1 protein-coding gene is annotated in these 20,906 nt (G+C 65.2%); it reads left to right on the top strand.

Translation table 11 applies throughout. From position 1 onward, the window contains the following. Positions 1 to 11: 11 nt before the first annotated feature. Positions 12 to 20,897 carry a LuxR C-terminal-related transcriptional regulator gene (locus ACFU4Z_RS10275; RefSeq protein ID WP_379061157.1) on the top strand — a complete coding sequence of 6,962 codons (20,886 nt, stop codon included), beginning with the start codon at positions 12 to 14 and terminating at the stop codon, positions 20,895 to 20,897. Positions 20,898 to 20,906: the final 9 nt, after the last annotated feature.

Below are 20,906 nucleotides of genomic sequence, written 5' to 3'. Positions count from 1 at the left end.
CCGGCTCGACTATGCCGCTAGACCTCCCTTCTTGGCTGCCCGCACCCGTCGTGGAGTGCGTGGCGGGCCATTTTCCGGTCGGCAACGAAGACGCGATGCGCCGATGCGGCGACTACTTGTCGGACCAGGCCGATTGGCTCCGCACACAGGCGGAACACTACGACAACAAGGCCACGCTGCGGCACATCATTCGGGGGCAGACCGGTGACAGCGCCGAGGAGGGGTACCGCCAGACAGCGGAGTATTTCCGTGCCCAAGCCGACGACACCGACACGCTCGCCGAAGAGCAGTACGAGGGAGCCAACAGCCTAGAGGTGCAGAAGTGGACCGTCATCGGATTCGCGGTAATCCTGACCTGGACCCTGGCACACGCCGCCATCACCTTCACCTTCGGTGGTGCGCTGGAGGCCTACATCGCCACAATGCGGACCAAGACCGCGGTGCGGTGGGCCTGGGCGAAAATGTTGCAGTACCTTTCCGGGCAGAGCATGCGGCTGGCGGCCGAACGTGGCGCACTCAGGCTGGCCGGCAAGATGGCGGCGATCGGTGCAATCCAGGGTGGCGGCATCAACGCCGCGGTGCAGCTGAACCAGGTCGCCGACGGCGATCGCGACGAGATGGACCGGAAAGCAGCAGGTATCGCCGCCGGTGCCGGCGGTATCGGTGGCGGGGTAGGCATGCTCTTCGGCCGGTGGTTCGGAAACCGCTGGGCCATACCGGCGACCACCGCCCTGGCCGGGCGGTCCGCCCGCACCGGCGTGCGTCTGCTGGTTCAAGTCTCCGGGACCGCCGTAGTCGGCGCCGGCGGCGGCATCGCCGGTGGTCTGGCAGGTGCCGCGGCGGCGCTGAAATTCTCCGGGGAAGATCTCACCCTCGGTAACCTCTCCGAGGGACTGCTGCCCGCGATCACGGGTGGATTCGTCGGTGCTGCCGCGCACGGTGCCGCAGGCATACGCGCGGCCGCCCAGCCTGGTGTGGGTGCCGCCCCGCCGGTGGCGCGGGGGGAAGCTGCCTCCAACAGCAGCAACCTCGCCGAGGCGGTGGCCGCACTCCCTCGCCCGACCGCCGCCGATGCCGATTCGAGCACCCCACCGGCCGGGCGTGGGCAGATGCAGCTCGAAGAGCTCTTCGCACTGGCGGGGCCGGAGGCCACTGGAGATCGGTCCGCCCCGCCGTCCGCGACCGTCAACACTTCGGACTGGAATCCCGTCGGATTGCGGAATGCGTTGCCCGACAATGTCAATTCGGTCAAGGTGGTCGATTTCCCGTCTCGCCCCCCGGCCGCCGACCCGGTCGCCGCGAACCCAATCGCACCGAAATCGCCGGAGCCGCACGCCACTCCGCTCCGGGATATCCTCGCCGCGCGCCACAACTCGGAGAACTCGAGCGGACCGAAACACGCGGGCAGCGAAACCGTCTCCGGAACAACACCCGCGCCGAAGCATCCCGCCGATGGTGCGGCGGTCACGGCGCACCCCGCTCCGGGGGAAAGCCCCAAATCACCGAGCTCCGTACGACCGGAACGCGCAACGGTTACCGCACCGAATACGCCACACCCGGCAGACGGCGCACCGAATCGCGCCCGGCCGGCGGTGGAGGGCGACAACACACACACGCGCCCTGAAACAAGCACAGCGACACCGCATCCCGCCGACTCGGAATCCGGATCGGGTGCCGGGCAGGCACGCGGTCACGCCGAAACGAGCGGTGACCGAACACAAGACGGGCCCGCCACCTCACCGAAGGCAGCCGAGCGTGCGGACCAAGCCACCGAAACCAAGGCAGGCGGGCACTCCACCGACTCCGACGCCGGCTCCGGCGCAGTGCGGACTCGCGCCGACGGCGATCCGGGCGAGGCACCCGCGGCGGCGAAAGACGCATCAGAGCAACCGATTCCGGCGAACTCCGAAGCCGCCCAGCCGACTGCTCGGGCGCCCCGCGTGGTCGACTCCGAGCACATCAAGGCCGGACAACCCGACGGTTCGGCCCCGAAGACGTCTGATGACAGTCTCGCGCCCACCATGACGGCGGTGGCGGAGCCCAAAGCGCCGGCTGTGCACCTCGATGAGCACGGGCGCAACAGCGGCGACCGGCCCGCCGCAGCGGCGCGGCCGCGACCCGCAGGAAAAGCCGTGACCGGCGAGGAACGACCGCCCGCGGGATCCGACTCGCGCGCTGCCCCGGGAGACGGCCCACCACGAGTCTCGGCCCCGAAACCCGCTGCGGGAGAACGTCCTCCGGCGGTCGACCCGAACGAGTCGTCGCGCGGCCGCGGCCAGGACGACGCTCCTTCGCGCGAGCCGGAGCCCGAACACGGCCGCGCGACCGATGACGGCCCCGAGCAGCAGGCCAACGACCATCCCGACGCCACCGGTGCTCGAGACAAGCCCGAATCCGAGGCCACCGGCAAGGAGCCCGAGCCGGAACACACGCATTCGGACGAGGAGGGCGTCCGAACGCAGGCCGACGACGACCCCGAGGCCACCGGCACGCGTAGTGAGCCCGAGCCGGAGCATGCGCGCGCAGACGACGACGGCGATCAGCATCGTGGTGACGAGCAACCCGATGCAGGCGAGGATTCCGCCAAGGCGCTGGCGCGGGCGTATCGGGCCCAGGCCGACGACATCCTCATGGAGTACGAGTCCCGAGACTGGAGCACCGTCTCGGACCAGGAACTGAAGGCGATGCTGTTCAGCGGCAACGACCGCGAGGCCGCCCTGGCCGTGATCGAGGTGATCAATCGCGGCGAAGGCAAGGTCCTGCGCTGGACCCAGGTGATGGGAATGCTGGCCGTGCGCGACGGTCATGTGGGCAGGATGCAGGCGGGTGAGGGCAAGACACTGGTATTCCAGGCCGCGTCGGCATTGCGAGCCGCCCGGGGCGAACCGGTGCGAGTGCTCACGACCATGGACACCCTCGCACTCGAGGCATACGACATCGGTCAGAAGTTGTTCGGGAACTACGGCTTCGATATCCGCCTCATGAACCCGGACAATCCTTATGCACCGGTGGCCGAGGGCCAGGCCACGATCTCCTTCGGCACGCTGCACTCGGACGGCTTCGGCGAACTCCGCGGCAATGTCGCGCCCGGCAGGATCAAACAGGTCGACGAAGTCGACGCGGCCGTCAAGGGCTCGGTGTTCATCCTCTCCGAGGGTGCCGGCAACGCTGCCAGTCCGGAGGTAACCGCACGAGTCGAGGATGTCCACGGCTTCCTCCAGGACGCCGTGAAGGCCGGACTGCTGAGCGAGGCTGATTTCGTTCGTGCCGCCGGGGCGAGCGAAGACCACACCACATTGACCGGAAGCGACCGCGCGAAGGTCGAGCACATCCTCGGTGGCGAACTGACCGCGAAGCTCGAGAAGATCATCGGCCGCATCCCGAGCGAGTCCGAGGCGCACCGGATCGCCATGGCCGCCACCGCCAAGTGGCGCCACATCGAGAACGACGACTACGTGGTCTGGCATCACCCTGAACTCGGGCCGGAATTCCTTACCGACAGCGACGGGAACGTCCTGGTCGTCAACAGCAAGAAGGTACTGAACCCGGATTCCCACAAGGTCTACATCATCGATCAGACCACGCACAAGGTGATGTTCGATGCGGAGACCTCGACCGAGAGTCGTTGGAACGGTGGGCTGGCTCAAGCCGTCGAAGCCAAGCACGGCATCCGGATCCGCGCCGATCCCACCAGCACCAAAACCGTCACCGTGCGGGAGCTGTTCTCCTCGGAGCTGTGCGACGAGTTCAGCGGCCTTTCTGCCACCACCGACAACGCCGACGCCGAACTGCGGCAGATCGGAACGGACGGTGCCGACAAGTCCACGCGGGAGATCATCGACATTCCCCGCTTGAAACCGTCGGAACTGGAGGGTGCCGACCCCGCCAACGACATCCGTGTCGGCACCCAAGGAGAGAAACATGAGGCGATGGCCGACGGCGTCGCCGAGATGCACGCCACCGGTCGCCCGATAGAGGTAATCTGCGACCGCAACAGTGAGGTTGCCGCGGTATCGGCGAAGCTGACCGCGCGGGGCATCGAACACGTTGCCGTCGATGCGAAATGGTTCCTCGAGCACGGTGTCACCGCCGAAGCCGATCTGCTGGCGATTTTCAAGGAGGCCGGCAAGGAGGGCATGGTCCTTGTCATCAACCGGCAGGGTGCGCGCGGTGTCGACATTCCCATCAGCCCCGAGATCAACGAGCGCGGCGGGCTGCATGTCCTGAAGTCCAGCCGGTCGGCCGAACACCGCGACATCGACATCCAGGCCGAGAACCGCACCGCTCGCAGCGGCGGCAAGGGCAGCGTCCAGTACTACATCGCCTTGGACGATCCCCTCTTCGCCAAGAGCCCCCAGGCTCAGATCTCGGTCATCCGATACATCGCGGCCGAGACCCAGCACGAGTCCGCGCTCGCCCAGCATCAGGCCGCTGTAGGCGAGCATCGCGCCGCGCCCACCACGGAATCCCAGCGGAAACTGGACGCCGCCACCAACAACCTCGAGAACAGCCGAAACAACCTCAATGCGGCGGAAGCCGATATCCGCGGGCTGGTGTCGAAACTCCAGCCGTCCGGCGTCGTCCGCCCTACCGCCGATCCAGCCTCGGCTCACCTGCCCAACGCGCCACCGGCCTCGGGTCACGATCCCGCCGCCACACCGGCTTCGGGACAACCACGACATCGGCCGCCAGCGCCTCCACCACAGGCCACGGCCGTCACCACCACCGCTCCGGCTGACTCAGTCGCCGCGACCACCGCAGTTGGTGCACCGGCTTCGGCTGCGGCCGGTGCGCAGGCCGCGGCTGCGGCAGTCCCGGCCGGCACACCGGGAGTTACGGCGCCCGGAGCATCGGACAATGGCGGTGCGAACGGGCTGGGTACGGGAAGGCCGAGCGATCGGCCGGACTCCGTACCACTCGCCGCCGATGCTGCGAAAGCGACTGGCACCCAGCACATCGTCGGTGCTCCCGCGACTGCCGCCGCAGCGAGCGCATCGGACGAAGGCCGATCGGACGACCGCACGACCGACGGCACGACCGACTCCGCAACATCCGCCGCTCATCCGACGAACGCACAGGGCAGTCAGCACCGTGCGGCAGCACCCACTGCCGAAGCAGTGCAGACGCCGGGCATGCCGACCACCGACGGTGCCCGACCGAATGACGACCAGCACGCTGCCGTAACCACCGCGAATCCGCGCTCGGCAGGGGACCCCGCGGCCGACACGAATGTGCCATCCGGCGGTCGGCAGAACGATTCACCGTCCGTCCTCGACCCCCGTAATACAAATGGCAACAACGCCTTCCAGAACATCGTGGGGGTGTTGCAGGCCCCCGGCGCACAGGCTGCGGCCTTCTCGCCGGTGGTGCAGGCCATCGCCGCGGTAACGCACACACAAACCGGGACGCACCCCACCGGAGGCGAGGACCTGACCGAAGCCGCCCGAAATATGCTGCACACCGGTCTGAATCACCTCACGCCGGAACAGCGGCAACTGGTCGCCGACGCGGCGCAGACGGTGCAGCAGGGCGATGGCCTCACCGCTGCCCACGCCGAGGCCATCGCACAGCTGGGCGAGCAGGTACTGGCACTGGGCGAGAACGCCCCACAGCACATGCCGGATCTGGCGGCCATCGAGGCCGAGGTACTCACCTTGGTTGCGAACGACGTAGCGCTCGAAGCCATCTGCGCCACGTTGGGGATGACGCAGCGGGCGGTGCGCGGTCACATCGCCCGGGCGGGGATGAAGCTCGGCACCAGAGGCGATGTCGCGACGATGACAGCGGCGCTGAGTCGCGGGCAGCTCGCCGTCGGCGCGCCCGACCACAGCCGTCCGCTGTCGAATGCGGTGGCCCACGGCACCCTGACCCCGCGTGAGGTCGAGGTGCTGGAGCTGGCGACCGTCGGACTGTCACCCGCCGCGATCGCCGAACAGCTCACGATCACCAAGGATGCCGCCGCGGCCCATCTCGCTCGCGCCGGCCGCAAACTCGGTGCGGTCGGCCTGATTCCGACCGTGGTGCAGGCGGTGTTGCAACGAGTCGTCTCCGGTGTGGGACCACAGGTCTTCGCGCCGCAGACGGATTCCCGGCAGGTTGCGGACGCTGCACCCGCCGTTGCGGATCCGGCACCGGTCGCGGAGTCCGAGCGACTCACCAAGCAGGCCGTCGCCGCCGAATTGTTCGATGCCTACGGCGTCGAGGTCCTCGGGTTGGACAAGGCGTGTATTTCGGTGGCCACGGCCTTGTCCGTCAGGAACGCGATAGTGGACGCGTTCGACGAGAACCCGTTCATCCGTCTCGACGTCATTCTGGTGGCGCCCATGGCGGGTATGACGGGAGCTGTCATCTGGGACGCCGGAAGCATTACCGACACGCCACCGGTCGTCATGGTGCTCAACGAGAATCTCTTCGGCAATCCGGAGGAGTTCCGCAACGCCATGGACATGTTGGTCCGCAAGGGCCGATTGATGGCTCCCACGGGCGATCCGGTGTACGACTCCATCAGTCACGAGATGTCACACCTACGCGACCAGGCCGCTCGACTCGGGAACTACGCCGATTCGGTGGAAGCACGGGCATTCGGCTTCATGTACTCGCATTTCACGGGTCTGCGGGCGGCCGGTTCGCTTCCGCGGGACGCTCGGTTCGACGACTGGATGGGACAGCTCGACGGATACAGCCGCGGCAGGAAGGCGCTGCGCGCGGACGACCGGCTGTTTGAGGCGTTCGACGCGTGGGTGAGCAGTTTCGACAGCCAGGAGTCGATCGAGGCGTGGGCACTGCGGGCCGGGCTGTCGACCCGAGACGGCAAGGTCGAGCTCGAACCGCTGTACCAGGCATGGCTACAACGACTCGACGCCGGCACCCGCGAACGGATCATCCAGGCCGAGCCCAGCTCGAAGCTGACCCTGGGCACCCTCCCGGTATTCAACCCGGCGGAGGCACTGGCCGAGGCGAACAACGCCTTCGGCAGGAGCGCACCGAAGGATTTCACCGATCCGGCCTACGCACTTCAAGCGCTGCTGCGCGGAGTCCCGGTCGCCGAGGTGTGGCGAAACGCCGAGCACCGCAACGCCCTTGCCGCTGCGCGCGCAAGCAATCCCGGACTCATCCCGGTCGCTTCCAGCTTCCGTCCCAGCGTCGGTCCGGACGGCATCGCGAGAAAGCTCGCCCAGGCATGGCGCGCCATGTCTCCCGGGGACCGCGCGGCCTGCGCGGATCAGGCTCCGGCATTCCTGAACCCCGGCGGGCCGCAGGGCTTCGTCCTCCACGAACTGGACCGACTCGAGAACGAACACCGCGAAACCGCCGCCTCCTACGGGGCCCGAAGCGCCGGTCAGACGCCCCCGCAAACACCCGAACCGACTGCAGCGAAGAAGAATTCAGCTGCGGCGAAGGCGCGCGAACGCTGGAAGGACCGGTCGGCCCTTCCAGCGGAGTTGTGGCAGCAACCCGGCGTAACACCCACACAGAGAAGCTATCCGGCGGCCATCGACCTCGACGACACCTCCGACGGAGAGAAATCTTCCGAATCCGATGCCCGGCACGGGAAAACGGCCCATCCGGGAGCGATTGATCTGTCCTCTGAGGAGTCCGTCGCGGCATCAGCGGGTGAACTAGGGTCGCCCAGCGCCCGTGTGCCGGCAACCGCATTCCGGCAGTTGCTCGAGCGATACGTCGCACAGGATCGCCGGGACGAGGCAATCGCTGTGCTGCGGCGCCAGTTCGGCGACAGAGTTTTTCGGTGGATCTCAACCGCCTTTGCCGAACCCCGAGTGGCACAGGAGATAGCGGACGAGGCGTTTGCCGCCAGTGTCGATCGCCTCACTCAGATTCCCGACCGGGACGTTGAGGCTTGGGTGATCTTCATTGCGCGCAACCTCATGCCCAAGCATGCCGGGTTTGCACAGTTGCGGCAGCGCATCCAGCAGGTCTTCACCGAGGCTGGGGGCGCTGACGAACTCCGGCAATCGCTGGCCGAGGCGACAACATCGGAACTGCAACGCGCGCTCGCAGAACTGAATGACACACAGCGCACGAGGCTAGGACGCTTCCGGCCCGGCGGAGCCACACAACCGGTGCCACCAGGCAACCGCTTGAAGCAGGACCGCGCACTGTGGTCCGCTGTTCAGGCGTTCGTGGTCGCCGTTGCTGCCGAACGGGGCGCGCACTCGACGATCCGGGTTGGATCGGCAGAGCTGAACGGCCTGCAGCTCCAATTGCTCGACTTGGCCGCACGCGGACTGTCCAACGAGGAGATCGCGGAGCGTTGGGGGATCTCCACCACCCGCGTCGCAGGGCACTTTCTGCGGATCGCCCATCGGGTGAACCTCAACGTTCGCGAAGCGGCTCTCGATGCGGCGCATCACTGGTTCACCGAAGCCCCGCGTCCAAACTCGGCCAGACGCGCACCTGACGCACAAGCCCGCACCATGACGGTGAGCAAGAGGAAACTCTATCGCGCTCTCACCAAAGGCGAGCAGGAATTGTTCCGAATGGCGGTGGCGGGGCGTACCGACGCCGAGATCGCGGAGCGGTGGGGAATATCAGCGAATGATGTCATCGCGCGCTGGCTCCAGCTCGCCGACAAGCTCGGTATCGAATTCCGCAGCGACCTGCTGGACTTCGTCGCACAGGCTGGTACCGACCCTAGTTCACCGTCCGAGACGGTGGGACGCCACGCGAACGGCGAAGCAAATCACCAACTCACCGACCAACAGGTCGAACTGCTGCGCCTGCTCGCCCGAGGCTGGGTCAGCAACGCCATAGACGAACAGTGGCATGCACCGCCCAGAACCGCCGAAAAACAACTGACTTCGGTGGCCAAGCAGTTCGGGATACCGAGCCGGGGCCCGAGAGTAGTAGCAGAGGCAATACGCAGAGGAATAATCGACAGCCGGCACAGCGAATCAGCCGAGGTCACGCCGAGCCCGAGAGACATCGCACTGATAGAGCTCGCGGCTGAGGGTATGACCTATTCGGAGATTGCGAAGCTCATTGGAAGAACACCCGCATCGGTGAGTGAGTATTTCAGGGATATTCGCCACCTGCTCGGCGCCAAAACCGGTTCCGAAATGGTGGCCCTCTCCATTACTCTGGTCGACTCCCGAGCGGACGAGACCACACCAGATCGGCGACAGGAAAGGTTACGCAAACTATTTCCGCAACCAACACCCGCGCCGAGAACACTGCCGCGCCCCGATGATCCCCGCTACACCTCGATCGATCAATGGCTGAAGGCTCTGCGACGCCATTTCGAGATGACGCAAGAAAAGTTCAGCGAGCGCGCGGGAACGGCGACATCGACAGTCTCGCGGATGGAGCGGGGACTGTCGAAGCCGCGGATCGTCGTGCTCCGGACATTGCGAGACAACCTCGGATTCCCCAACGAAGTACTGGTCAAGGCGATCGAGTGCTTTTATGCGCGCCCGAATGCGAAGGTGGTCAACCCGGCGGTACAGAACCTGTTCTGGAATCTGATCGCCACCCGGCAAGGATCTCGCGAGGAAGCCGGGCTCCAAGCGCAGATCTACAACGAATACGCGTGGATCGCCCGGGCGGCGGCACCGAGCTGGGCCGAGTCGAACGAGCATCGCAAGGACCTCGTGCAACTGGCTGCCCGCGACATATCTATCGCCATCCTGAACTTCGCACCGGTCGACGATTTCACCGATGTCGCATGGTCGACCGCTAGATACGCCTGCATGGACGACTATTTCGAACGCCGGTTTCGCGACATGGACGAGAGCACCCGGAAACTTGTCGTCCGAGTGGAGACTCACCTCCGGTCCTTTGACGAACCGAAGTCGATCCCGGACACCGAGATCGCGCAATCACTGAACCTCGAACTCGCACAGGTCTCCAAAGCACGCGCGGTTCTCGAACAACGCCTGGCCGCGATTCAGCCGCTCTCCAAGGACTTTTCGGCCACGCTGCGCCAGGCGCTGTCGGATCTGCCCGACCGCGAACTCGCGGAACACGCTGTACGACTGCACCTGCACGAAGGGCTCCCGTTGACTCGGGTAGCGAGGCGTTTGGGAATCTCACCGGAGCAAGCCGAGCACATCGTCGGCGCGGCCGTACAGAAACTTCAGACCGCATTCGCCGACCTCGATCCGAATACATCGAGCGACGGTGGCGAAGAGCGGACGACGCCCGGCCACCGCGTCGACCCCGTCGCCATCGATTTCGGCGAGCCCGATGAATCCCCAGCGCCGGATATCCACATCACCGATATCGCCGCCGGCGACCACGCGGCAGCCCAACGGGTGGAACGGCAACTCGCTGATCTGCTGGACGGCTGGTCCGATCCCGAATACATCCGCGAGATCGCCGAGGCCGTCGGTGCGTCGGTTCGGTGGGGGCAGGGCACCATCTCCGTCACCGCCGTTCTCACCGAGAGCGGGCTGCGCGTCGGGCTCGTCGACATCACCGGTGACCACAGTTACGTACAGGCCGACTGGCATCTCGGGTCGACGCCGGGGCCGGTGGAACGCGCCGCCCGGCCACCCGTCGCAGCGTCGTCGGAAGAGCTCGATCTCAAACGCTGGGCGGACATATTCGGGGACACCGACGAGGACGAGATTCCGCCGTACCAGCGCGAGGTGGGCAAGACGCGCCGTGCGGTCGTGGCACGACTCGAGGAACTGCGTCCGAGGCTCGGCCGCGAGCTGATCGACAGTTTGGCGCGGGCGGTCAGCGAATTGGTCACCAACGCCAAGAAGCATCTGCAGAGCAACGCCGAGAGTCACGGGCTCACGCCGGAGGAAGTTCTCGACGTGACCGTGTCGGGCACCGGAGCCGAGCGCGAGGTACGGGTCACCGTCACCAACGAAATCGCACCGGGAACCGCCGCGAAACTGCCGAAATGGACCGACGGCGAACAAGATTGGGACCGCGAGGGCGGACGCGGAACCCAAATCATGATTGCCGAAAGCACCGTCGCCGTCCGGCGCCTCACCTTCGCCAACGGCAAGAACACCATCGAGCAATCCGTCGAATACCACCTGACACCCACTGCAGGCGACATTGCCGCACCCCACAGCCGGAGCGACACCAGAAAAACCGCGACCGCCCTATACACGACGACGGGCCGTGACAGCGCTCACGAGCAGCCGCCAGGCACCATTCCCGAAGACGACGCCGACCTCGAAGGCACCATCGCACCCATTCGAGGGCGACCGGCCACAAGGCAATCCCACGATCCGGGCGAGATGGTGCTCTCGCGTATCGAGGCCGATGTGCTCGACCTGGTAGCGCGGAACATGACATTCGCCTCCATCGTCACACGGCTGGGAATTCCGGAGAGCCAGGTCTGGGCCCATATCGCCGGAGCCGGTGCGAAACTCGGCACGGAAGGGGCGGTCGCGACCATGGCCGCGGCCCTGAACCGCGGCGAACTCCTGATCGGTGAACCGGACGATTTCGAGCCGGTCTCGAATGTGGCGGCGCACGGGACGATGTCATCGCGTCAGGTTCAAGCGGTTCACTGGGCGGCCACGGGGTTGACTCCGCGGGAAATCGCGGAGCGGATGGGAGTCACCAAACACACCGTCAAGAATCATCTGGCCCGGGCAGCAAGGAGGCTGGGCGTCAGCGGTGAAGGCTGTAAACCGATCGTCGTGCAGGCGATACTCCAGCGAGTCATCGCATTCGAAGCTCCGCCGCGTGTGGTGGCTCCCGACACGACCACTCTGCCCGAGATCAAAGCCCGCTTCGACGAAGCCTTGGACGCAGTGGCACTGGGCGATAGCGAGAAGCTCGACACGCTGCGGACTGCCATGGACCAGCTCGGCAACCGGGATCAACAGCGATGCCTCGAACTTCGGCATCGCGACAAGTTGACATTCCGGCAGATCGCGGCCGAACTCGAGGGGGATCGCACCGAAGACGCGATCAAACAACTGCACCGTCGCGCAGTGCGTGCCTTGGCCGGAATCTTTGATCAGGAAAGGTATCCGGAGACCGCACCGATCACGGTGGAACAGCTGCTCCCGATATTCGCCCGGGTGCCCTCCAGTGAGGCACTGGCGGAACCGGAAGCCGCAATGAATTGGCGGGACGAAGTCGAATCTCGACTGCGCCAGGCGATTCTCTCGGGGCAGCTGGCCGCGGACCGGATGCTACCCGCGGCGGGTGACCTCGCGGAGAAGCTGAACCTGTCGAAATCCTCGGTTTCCAAGACATACTTGCAACTGTCCACCGAAGGGTTGCTCGTGTCCCGGCACGCTATCGGGACCTTTGTGACGGACCGGGAATCCTGGCAGGCGGAAGCACCCGATGCGGCCGAACAACTGCTGACGGTTCTGGTCGACGTGTCTCCCGAGATTGCGCGCATCGGGACCCATCGAAACCAGTGGCGAATACTTGCATCTGCACTGCGGTCCGCGATTGTTTCGGACCGATTGTTTCCCGGGCAGCGGATGCCCAAGCAGGCCGCACTCGCCGAGCAGCTGGGAATGGCGACGGCCAATGCAGTGAGTAAGGCATACCACCAGCTGAGCGCGGAAGGGTATGTCGATCACGACACCCGGCTCGGCACCGAGGTGGCGCCCTCGGACCGTTGGCCGGCCGAGGAAACTCGGGAACCGTACGAACTCCTCGATATCCTCACTGGATCGATGTCGAACCAGGAGCTTGCCGACACCGCTGCGGCGATCGGCTGGCGCGGGGCAGTGGCGTCCGTGATCCGGAACGCGATCAGCTCCGGCACCGTCGCTCCCGGAACGCTGCTGCCTTCGGCTCGCGAACTCGCGGAGCGGATGGGGTCGCCGTCGGGCGCCCTTGTCGCGGCGTACCGGCAGCTGGCCGCCGAGGGGTACGTGGTCGCCAGGCGAGGTTCGGGGACCGTGGTGGCGGACCCGGGCCTATGGCCGGAAACGCCGGTCCCGGAAGCCGACCGGCCGATCACTCCGGAACAGCTGGTGGCCCTTATGGCCGAGACTTCCGCCGGACGACATCTCGCCGGCGGCGACCATCGCGCGAGCGCGGAGGATGTCGTATCCGCCCTGGTCGAAGCCATTCTTTCCGGACAACTGCCCGAAGGGCGGTTGCTCGCGTCCGTGCGCGAACTCGCACAGCACCCGCGCATGCCATCCAAATCCTCTCTGGCCAATGCCTATCGGACATTGAGCGAACAGGGATACGTCACCGTCGCCAGCGGCGCCGGAACCGTCGTCGCGAGCCGACACAAGACCACCGCTGCCGCCACCCGCACGAATTCCGCCCCCCGAATCGACCCCGTCGCGATCGACCTCGACCACGACGCGGAATCCTCGGATGTCGCGCACCTGCAATCCCTCCGCGATGCGGTCGCCGCGAGACATTATGGCGCAGAGGCTGATCCGGTGCTGGATCGCGTGATCGGCCTGATTGATGAGTTGCTGGCCGTGCGGCGCGGGACCGATATTCCGGTTTCGCAGGAGCGGCTACGGTTGCTGGAGCAACTCGCGCACCAGACGGCGGGGTGGCTGGCACGTTCGGATGAGGCAGCGGCTGCCGGCACCGCATACGAAGAGGGCCTGAGAGAAGGGACAACCGCTGTCCTGCGGGCTCGGCAGGAGGCCGCGGAGATTCGGCTGGGAACGGCGCTCGCCGCGTTCTCGGCGGTCTGGAACCGAATTCACCAGGCGCCCGAGGATATTCCGGCACAGCCCGCGGAACACTTTGTCACCGGCGAGCTCGAGCGGCTTCAGGATGTGGCCGAGGCGATATTCACGGATATGGCGCACGCCGGGAACGAGGCCGACAAGGTCGATCCTGTACACCGGGAGCAGCTTGCCGAGGCCACGCGGCGATACGACATGTTGCGAAACATATCGGAGTATCTGGAGCAACTGCTCGCCTTCGCGGAGCAGCCCGATCCGGCGACGATGAGCCGGGCGCGCCGCATACTGCTGCTCGATCACTTCCGTGCCGTGTCGGACCTGTTGGCGGCCACCGAAATTCGCGATGACGCTGTGGGCCGCGTCGCGGCGGCGACCGAACGAAAACTACGAGCCGCCCAAGCCGAAGAGAACTACGGCATGGCCGACCGCGGGATGCGCAATATCGCCGAGATGCTGGGGGAACCGCAGCACAACGTGGCACCGGCAGACCCCGCCGCACCCGTTGTATGGCCGGGCGCCGACGGACAGCCCGCATACTTCGCACCTACCGAAACACCTGGGCCTGCACAGAACTCATCCGACGGTCCAGCGCAAACCGTTGCGCCACAGTCGAACTCCGCCACCGAGCCCTCACCGTGGAAGCGGGGCGGGACATCCGCCAATCGCATCGACCCCGTCGCCATCGATCTCGGCGACGACGAGGCCGTCGATAGTTCCCGCTCACCGGAGAATGCCGAAACCGAATCACCGGCCGGAGCCAATCCGTGGCATCGGACCCCGGAGGGGAACAAATTCGCTACTGCGGAGCCGGGCCCGCCCGAACCATCATCGGCGAACCACCCTCACGAGCCCATTCCCGCCCGGCCGAGTCGAACGGAGTACGACGGCGCGGAACTGGTCACGAAGTTCCATCCCGAATTCGATGAATTCTGGCAACGACCGGTCGAAGTCGTCGTTCTCGGTGAGAACGAGGACGGCTTGTTCATCGGCCCTGACGGTGACCTCTTCACGACCGGCCTCAATCAGAATTGCTTTCTGCTCCTACGCAGCGGCAAAATTATCACCACGGCGGATGGCAGCGCCGAACATCCAAATCTTTTGTACGCTTATATCTCCAAGTATGCCGATGACAACGAACGGCGTATATACCGTAGAAGGCACGGGCCGAACATCATCGCAGGCGGGGGATACTGGCGCCTCGTCGAAGGAAAGCCGGAAATTATTGGGATATTCAGCGGCCTGATCATCGAACACGCAACCAAGACCCCAAAGTTCTGGGCACAAGTCCGTCACCGCCTGAGTCAGAACTTCGATTTATCGAGTATATTCATCGAGTTCGATAACAATCATGTCGGAGGGGCGTGGCAGGACCCGCCGGAGAACGAAGGTGAGTATTCTGCAGAAGAATTGGTTCCGGGACCTTCTACTGATCATGAACGATCCGCAGTAACGAAGAAAATATCCGAACACCTCCGCGGCGGCAACGAGGAATTCTGGTTCGAAGTCGAGCACATCGACTTCCCACACGACGGTGGCCTGTCGATCGCTGCGATCATCCACCCCGTTCTCGGCGAACCCGCCGAGGTGACGATCGACATCGACCGGGCCGGCACGCCAGCCACCGCCCGCTACCGGCACTTCCATCCCGGCCCGGAACCCGAGCGGACTGTTCCGGCATTTCGCATTGTGCACGAAGTACTCACCCAGTGGCTGACCGCATCTGGGATCGCCTGGTCAGATGACACCCTTCCACTACCGTCCACTGCGACGGCACCCACCGATACGCCATGGTCGGAAATCATGACCGGCATACCCGCAGTGACACAGCACATTCGGGGCCTGCCAGCGCTGGGCGCGATGCCGCAGGGCAGGAACGAGTTCGCCGAAGCACTGGATACGGATCCGCGGCGAGCAGGGGGCGATCCCGCGATCGGAGCTGTCCCCGGCGGGATCAAACCGTGGATGCTCACCGACACACCGCCGCCGGGCGACCGAACTCCAGGTGAACAAGAAGAAGGGCCGGAGGAAACCCGACACGAATCGGGTGAACCGCATCAGCAGGCCAGTTGGAGACCACCACGTCCCGGCCCGAATTCGTCTAGCACACTTCACGATCGCGTAGCAGGTTGCGTCCCATGGGCAACGGGAATCGTGCGAATGCTGGGCAACGACGCCGGAACGATAGCCGCTGACGACGAAACCACCGGGCTCGGTCTGGAGGACGCACTCGCTGCGGGACTGAAAGAAATCCACCCCGACCCCAACCATCCAGAGACAGATCCGTTCGCCTCCTACATCGAAGACGTTCGAGAAGGTCGTCTCGACACCGCGGTGTTCGTCGTCGACGACGGTGACGACGCACACGTATGGGTGATCACCCATGTCGATGGCGTCGAAGGCAACGTGCTGGTCTTCGACAAACTGATCGAAGGTGACAACCACCGGGCGCGGCCACTGACCCAATGGAACCCCACCTACAACGACCAAATCATCCAAAAACGCTTCGTCGCCACATTCACACCCAATCGTGGAGCACTACAAGCGACATCGACACCAGCCGAACGCAACGAACAAGTCCCCAGCCCAATCCTCGGCGCACCACACAACAACAAGAACGACGACGTCATCCCCGCCCCGATCAACCTCGGTCACGAGGACCCTGAGTCCGACGCGGACCCCGCGGCTGTCGCAGCCACTTCGTGGCCGGGAGTAGCGCCGGCGGCGGTCACCGAAGATGGCGCGAATACGACTGTGTCCGAACAGAATCCGGAAACCGGAACGCCGCGGTTGGCCGCCGGTTCCGGCCGAGAGACAACTGTCCCTGGTTCACCACAGTCCAGCACAACAGATTCGCCCGCTCCCCCCACGACACCGTGGCATACGGGCCCGGCAGCCGCCGGGGATCGCGGTACGGCAGCCCACCCCGCGGCCGGATCGTCGGCTCAGCGCCGAGTCCGGCTCACCACACGGCAGGCCCAGGAACTTCAACGGCAGGTCGATGACCATCTCGCGCAGGGCCACCCGGAACGAGCGGTCGACCTGCTCCGGGAAGACCTCGCGCCCGCCATCGCCGAGCTCACCAATGTTCGCTTCCAGCAAGCGCTAACTCTGCGATTCGTGCGCGGACTGAACCGCGCGGAGGCCGCCGCCGAGGTAGGCGTCGCCATCAAGACATTCGAGATGCGCGAGCTTCACGCCATCCGCGCCGTCGCCGGAGTTTTGCGCACCAGGCTCGAACAACCCGAGGTTTCGCCGGCCGCCGGCGTCCTCATCGGCGCCGGCACGCCGAAAGACTCCAAGCCGGTCGACGCCGAATCGCAGCTCGCGGAGCTGCCCACTCCCGACGGCTTCAAGCGTGCCGGGCAACTTTTCGTACCGGAACGTTTCGCTGAAAGCACTGCCCCGCAACCACTTCCGGCTGCCGAACGCGATCATCGGGCGCACGGCACGTCTGTCCCGCAGGTGACCGATCCCCTCGCCCCCGCCGTCGATGTGAACTCCGCGCTGGACCTCCCGGGCCGGACAGCAGCGCCGGCGTTCGGTTTCGATCCGGTGCGTAATGGTGCGTATGTCGATCTTCATCGCAAGGACGGGACACCGTGGTTCAAGCGGCGACGCGCAGACAACACGCCCGCGGGCGCCGATGACACGAGCCTTCCGGCCACACCGGCAACCGAACCCGATGTGGCATCAAAGCCCGGCATCTTGAAAAAAATCTTCAAATCGGATATCAAAACCCGGTTCTACACTTCGGTGGGAGGCACTCTGAGTACCCAAGGCCTGATCGCCACTACCCCCTTTTCGATACTTGCCAGTGGCGGCTCGCTGAACGTGGCCGGCTGGACGACCTCCCTCGCATTTGGAACCCAATTTATAGTTAGTTCTGCCGCTGGGCCGATTGCGGATGGGAAAGACCCCCGCCAAACGCTCAAACTGGCAACAGCCGGTGCAGCCGGAGTGGGGTTGGCCAGCCTCGCCTATCTCGGAACCGGTCTACCCGGAACCGTAGGGGCCATCATAGTCACCAATCTCTCCGTTACGGCCCTCGCTTCCCTCATCAAGACAGCCAACCTTGTCTACGCCAAACAGCTGGCATCAAAGGCAGAAGGAAAGACCGCGGACAACCTCAAGCTTCTGGAAAATGCCCTCGGCAGTGCAGGCGGCAGATCCATGACCGGACTCGTGCAATCAATCCCGCTACTCCCGTACGCGGCCACCGCGGCGACCAACACCCTATATCACCTGGCACTGAACACGCTTCCAGCGGCGGAGCCGGGAGGGAAAATAAAACCGAGCTTAAAGGATGGCTTCCGCGAGTTATGGCGAGATCGCTTTATGCGCGGCTTCCTCTCAATGAATTTTCCGGCACTATTCGTATCCACGACAATGGGTACGCATATGGCGGCGGTCGCCACGGCCAATCACTACTCGGTAGCCACACTGAGCGCGGTCTCGGCAGCAAATTCTATCGGACTCATGATTGCGTATGCGGTGCCGCAGAAACTTGTCGACCGAGTCATCGACCGGCCCTCCGGTACCAGAGAATTCGATATCCTTTCGAAGCTGTCCTGGGCCGGCCCCGCGATCGCGTATGCGACCACCGGCGATCCGATTGTCGTCGGATCCCTTCTGGGTGTGGTCGGTTTTATGAACGCGTTCAACAACAAGATATTCAACGCGCACTTTTCACGCGTAGTCGACGGAAAGGTAAACGGCAGCGCGTGGGCGGCCCTGGATACCGTCGGCAACGCGGGTGGATTCCTTGGCGGCGCAGTCATCGGCTCCATGCTGAGCAGCTTCGGGTCCGCAACCGGGTGGATAGAAGCAGCCCTGATGGCCGGATCGGCCGTCGGAGGAATAGCGGTCGGGCGCGCCGACTGGAAACCGAAGAGCTTCATCACCCCGGCTGCCATGCCGCAACCACAACTCCAGCCACTCCAACGGCCACTGTTCAAAGCCGTCGTTCACCGCGACAACGGCACACCGGTGGTAGACCTGGTGAACAGCACCCCGGCCCTCGGCGATGGTTTCCACGGCGTGACCGTTTCCATCCCTGATGCCAGGCCGGGAGTACCTGCACCGCAAGCGAATACGACGGCGCAGCCAAGCGTGATTCCGCCCGCAGGGGACCACGGAAAGGTCACCTCACCATCGCCTGTCGGCGAATCGAGGAACCCGTACCCCGCATCTGCACATACTCCCGGCCCGGACTCCTGGGTCCGCACTCCCCTCGATCCCGATGCGGTTGCACGGCGACCGCGGACGGCCCCGCCTGTGGCCCCGGACGACAGCGCCATCACCGAGGCCATAGACCGTTTGCCTTATCGTGCAGAAGCATTCGCCCGCGCCGAGTCGCTTCCCGACCGGGCAGGCACCGCCGGCGCCTACCTCGCCGACCTGATGATCGCAGCCCGGCACGCCTTCGATACCGGCGACATCGCCACCGGCACAACACATCTGAAATCCGCGGTTGACATCCTCACCGCGATCGAATCCACCATCGGCACCGCCCGCACCGCCCGCGCCGAGCTCGAACAACTGCATACGGCACTTGTCGCAGCCACCGACGAACAAGCCTCCCTGCGAGTCGCCGAAACTCTCACCGACCTGCATGAGGTCGTAGACGAGGCAGTGGCCACTCTGCGCGCCATCGGCTGCATCAACCATGTGGCGCGAACCGTCCGGGCACACGGCTACAACCGGGGAGTCCTCCCCGAGTACTACGCCACCGACCTCGCCGCCCTACACCGCGCCATCGGCGCCCGCCTACACCCGGTCCCCACCCAACAAGTCCCGCAAACCGGCACGACGATCACTCCTCTGACAGCAATCCGCAACGCACTGCGCGATGGGGAATTGGCCGTCGTCGCCGCCGCCGACACCGGAACCGCACACGCATGGACCATCCAGAACATCGGCGGCGAATTCTTCGTCACCGACAACCTCATCCCCGACGAACCCGGTATCCCCCGTATGCGCCCCATCGAGGACTGGGAAACCCCCTACAGCGACGACACCAACCCCAACCTCCGCTACTACGCCGCCTTCCTCGGAACCGCGGAAGACACCGAGCTCCCCCTGCACATCGACGACAACGCCGCCCACGAACTAGCCACAGTCCCCATCCTCGGCAAGCCCGCCGACGCAGACCCCACCCAGCCCGCGGCCGGCCGGGAACCCACCGCGAGTCCCCAGCTCGGCCGCGACCGGATCGAAATGCTCCACCAGTTCGCCGATGATCTGAGCAACAAGGAGATTGCGAGATCCTGGGATGAACCCGTCGTCTGGGTCAAGAAGCAAACCAAGGTAATAGCCGAAAAACTCGGCACCGCCGATAAACTCGGCACCCCGGAAGAGAAGCTTTCGATGCTGACCAAGGCGGTCCGCTACGGCCTTTTCGAGCCGGATGGTTCGCTGAAGCATTTCACCCAGTACACCGTCGAGGAAATCGGTGTCCTGGCGCATCGCATCCGCGGCACCAAATACGAAGACATCGCGAGACTGTTCGATATCCGGGCCAGCACGGTCGGCGCGCGGATGCGTTCGATCCGCACAAAACTCCACGTGGCCAGCGACGCAGCTGCCGCGGCACGGACCGTCAACGCCGTCGACGCCCTCATCGAAGCGCTGAACAATCTCGCCGCCGGCCGAACCGAGTACTACGACGAGCACGAACTGCATACGATCGCGGCCGCGCTCAGGGTCCCCCCGGAACCGGAACTCATTGTCGCCGCCGCCATCCGCAACAAAATGATCGACCCGAATCCCGCCGCAGCCGTAGCAGAATCCGGCGCGAGCAACCTGGGAGACACACCGGGAGACCACCAACAGCCGCCGGCCACGGCCGTCGAGTTCGGCACGGATACCGATCCCGGCGATGTGGTGCGGCAAACCGACGATTTGATCGAAGGCCTCACGCCCGGCTCGCCGGCTACCGGCACGGACGATTCGACGCCAGGAGCCCGCGCCATTTCACCCCAGGCCGAATCCGCGCCGACACCGTGGAGCAACCAGCAAACACCCGCTGCAGGCAGTTCAACGGAATTGCCGCCCGCAGCGGGCGAATCACAGCAACCAGACGTCCCTCTAGGGACGGAAGCCCCGAGCGCGTCGGCGCGGTCCTGGATCGACACCGACCAATCGCCGACACCGTGGGGCGCTCACGCCGCGGAGCGACTCGCCGCGGCGGCACCACAGCAATCGGTCGCCGCGCCCGAGGCCAACGCCCAGCCACTCCCCCCCTCCGCAAACCGGGACCGAATCAGTACCAGGCACCCGCACCGATGACCAGGGTTG

Source organism: Nocardia sp. NPDC057440, assembly GCF_042802915.1.
In the GTDB taxonomy this organism is placed as follows: Bacteria; Actinomycetota; Actinomycetes; order Mycobacteriales; family Mycobacteriaceae; genus Nocardia.
Note: the sequence above shows the minus strand (reverse complement) of the source record. Positions and strands in the feature narration are given on the sequence as shown.

Excerpts from the sequence above, each read along its gene's own strand:
- ACFU4Z_RS10275 (WP_379061157.1), top strand. The coding sequence starts at position 12 with ATGCCGCTAGACCTCCCTTCTTGGCTGCCCGCACCCGTCGTGGAGTGC.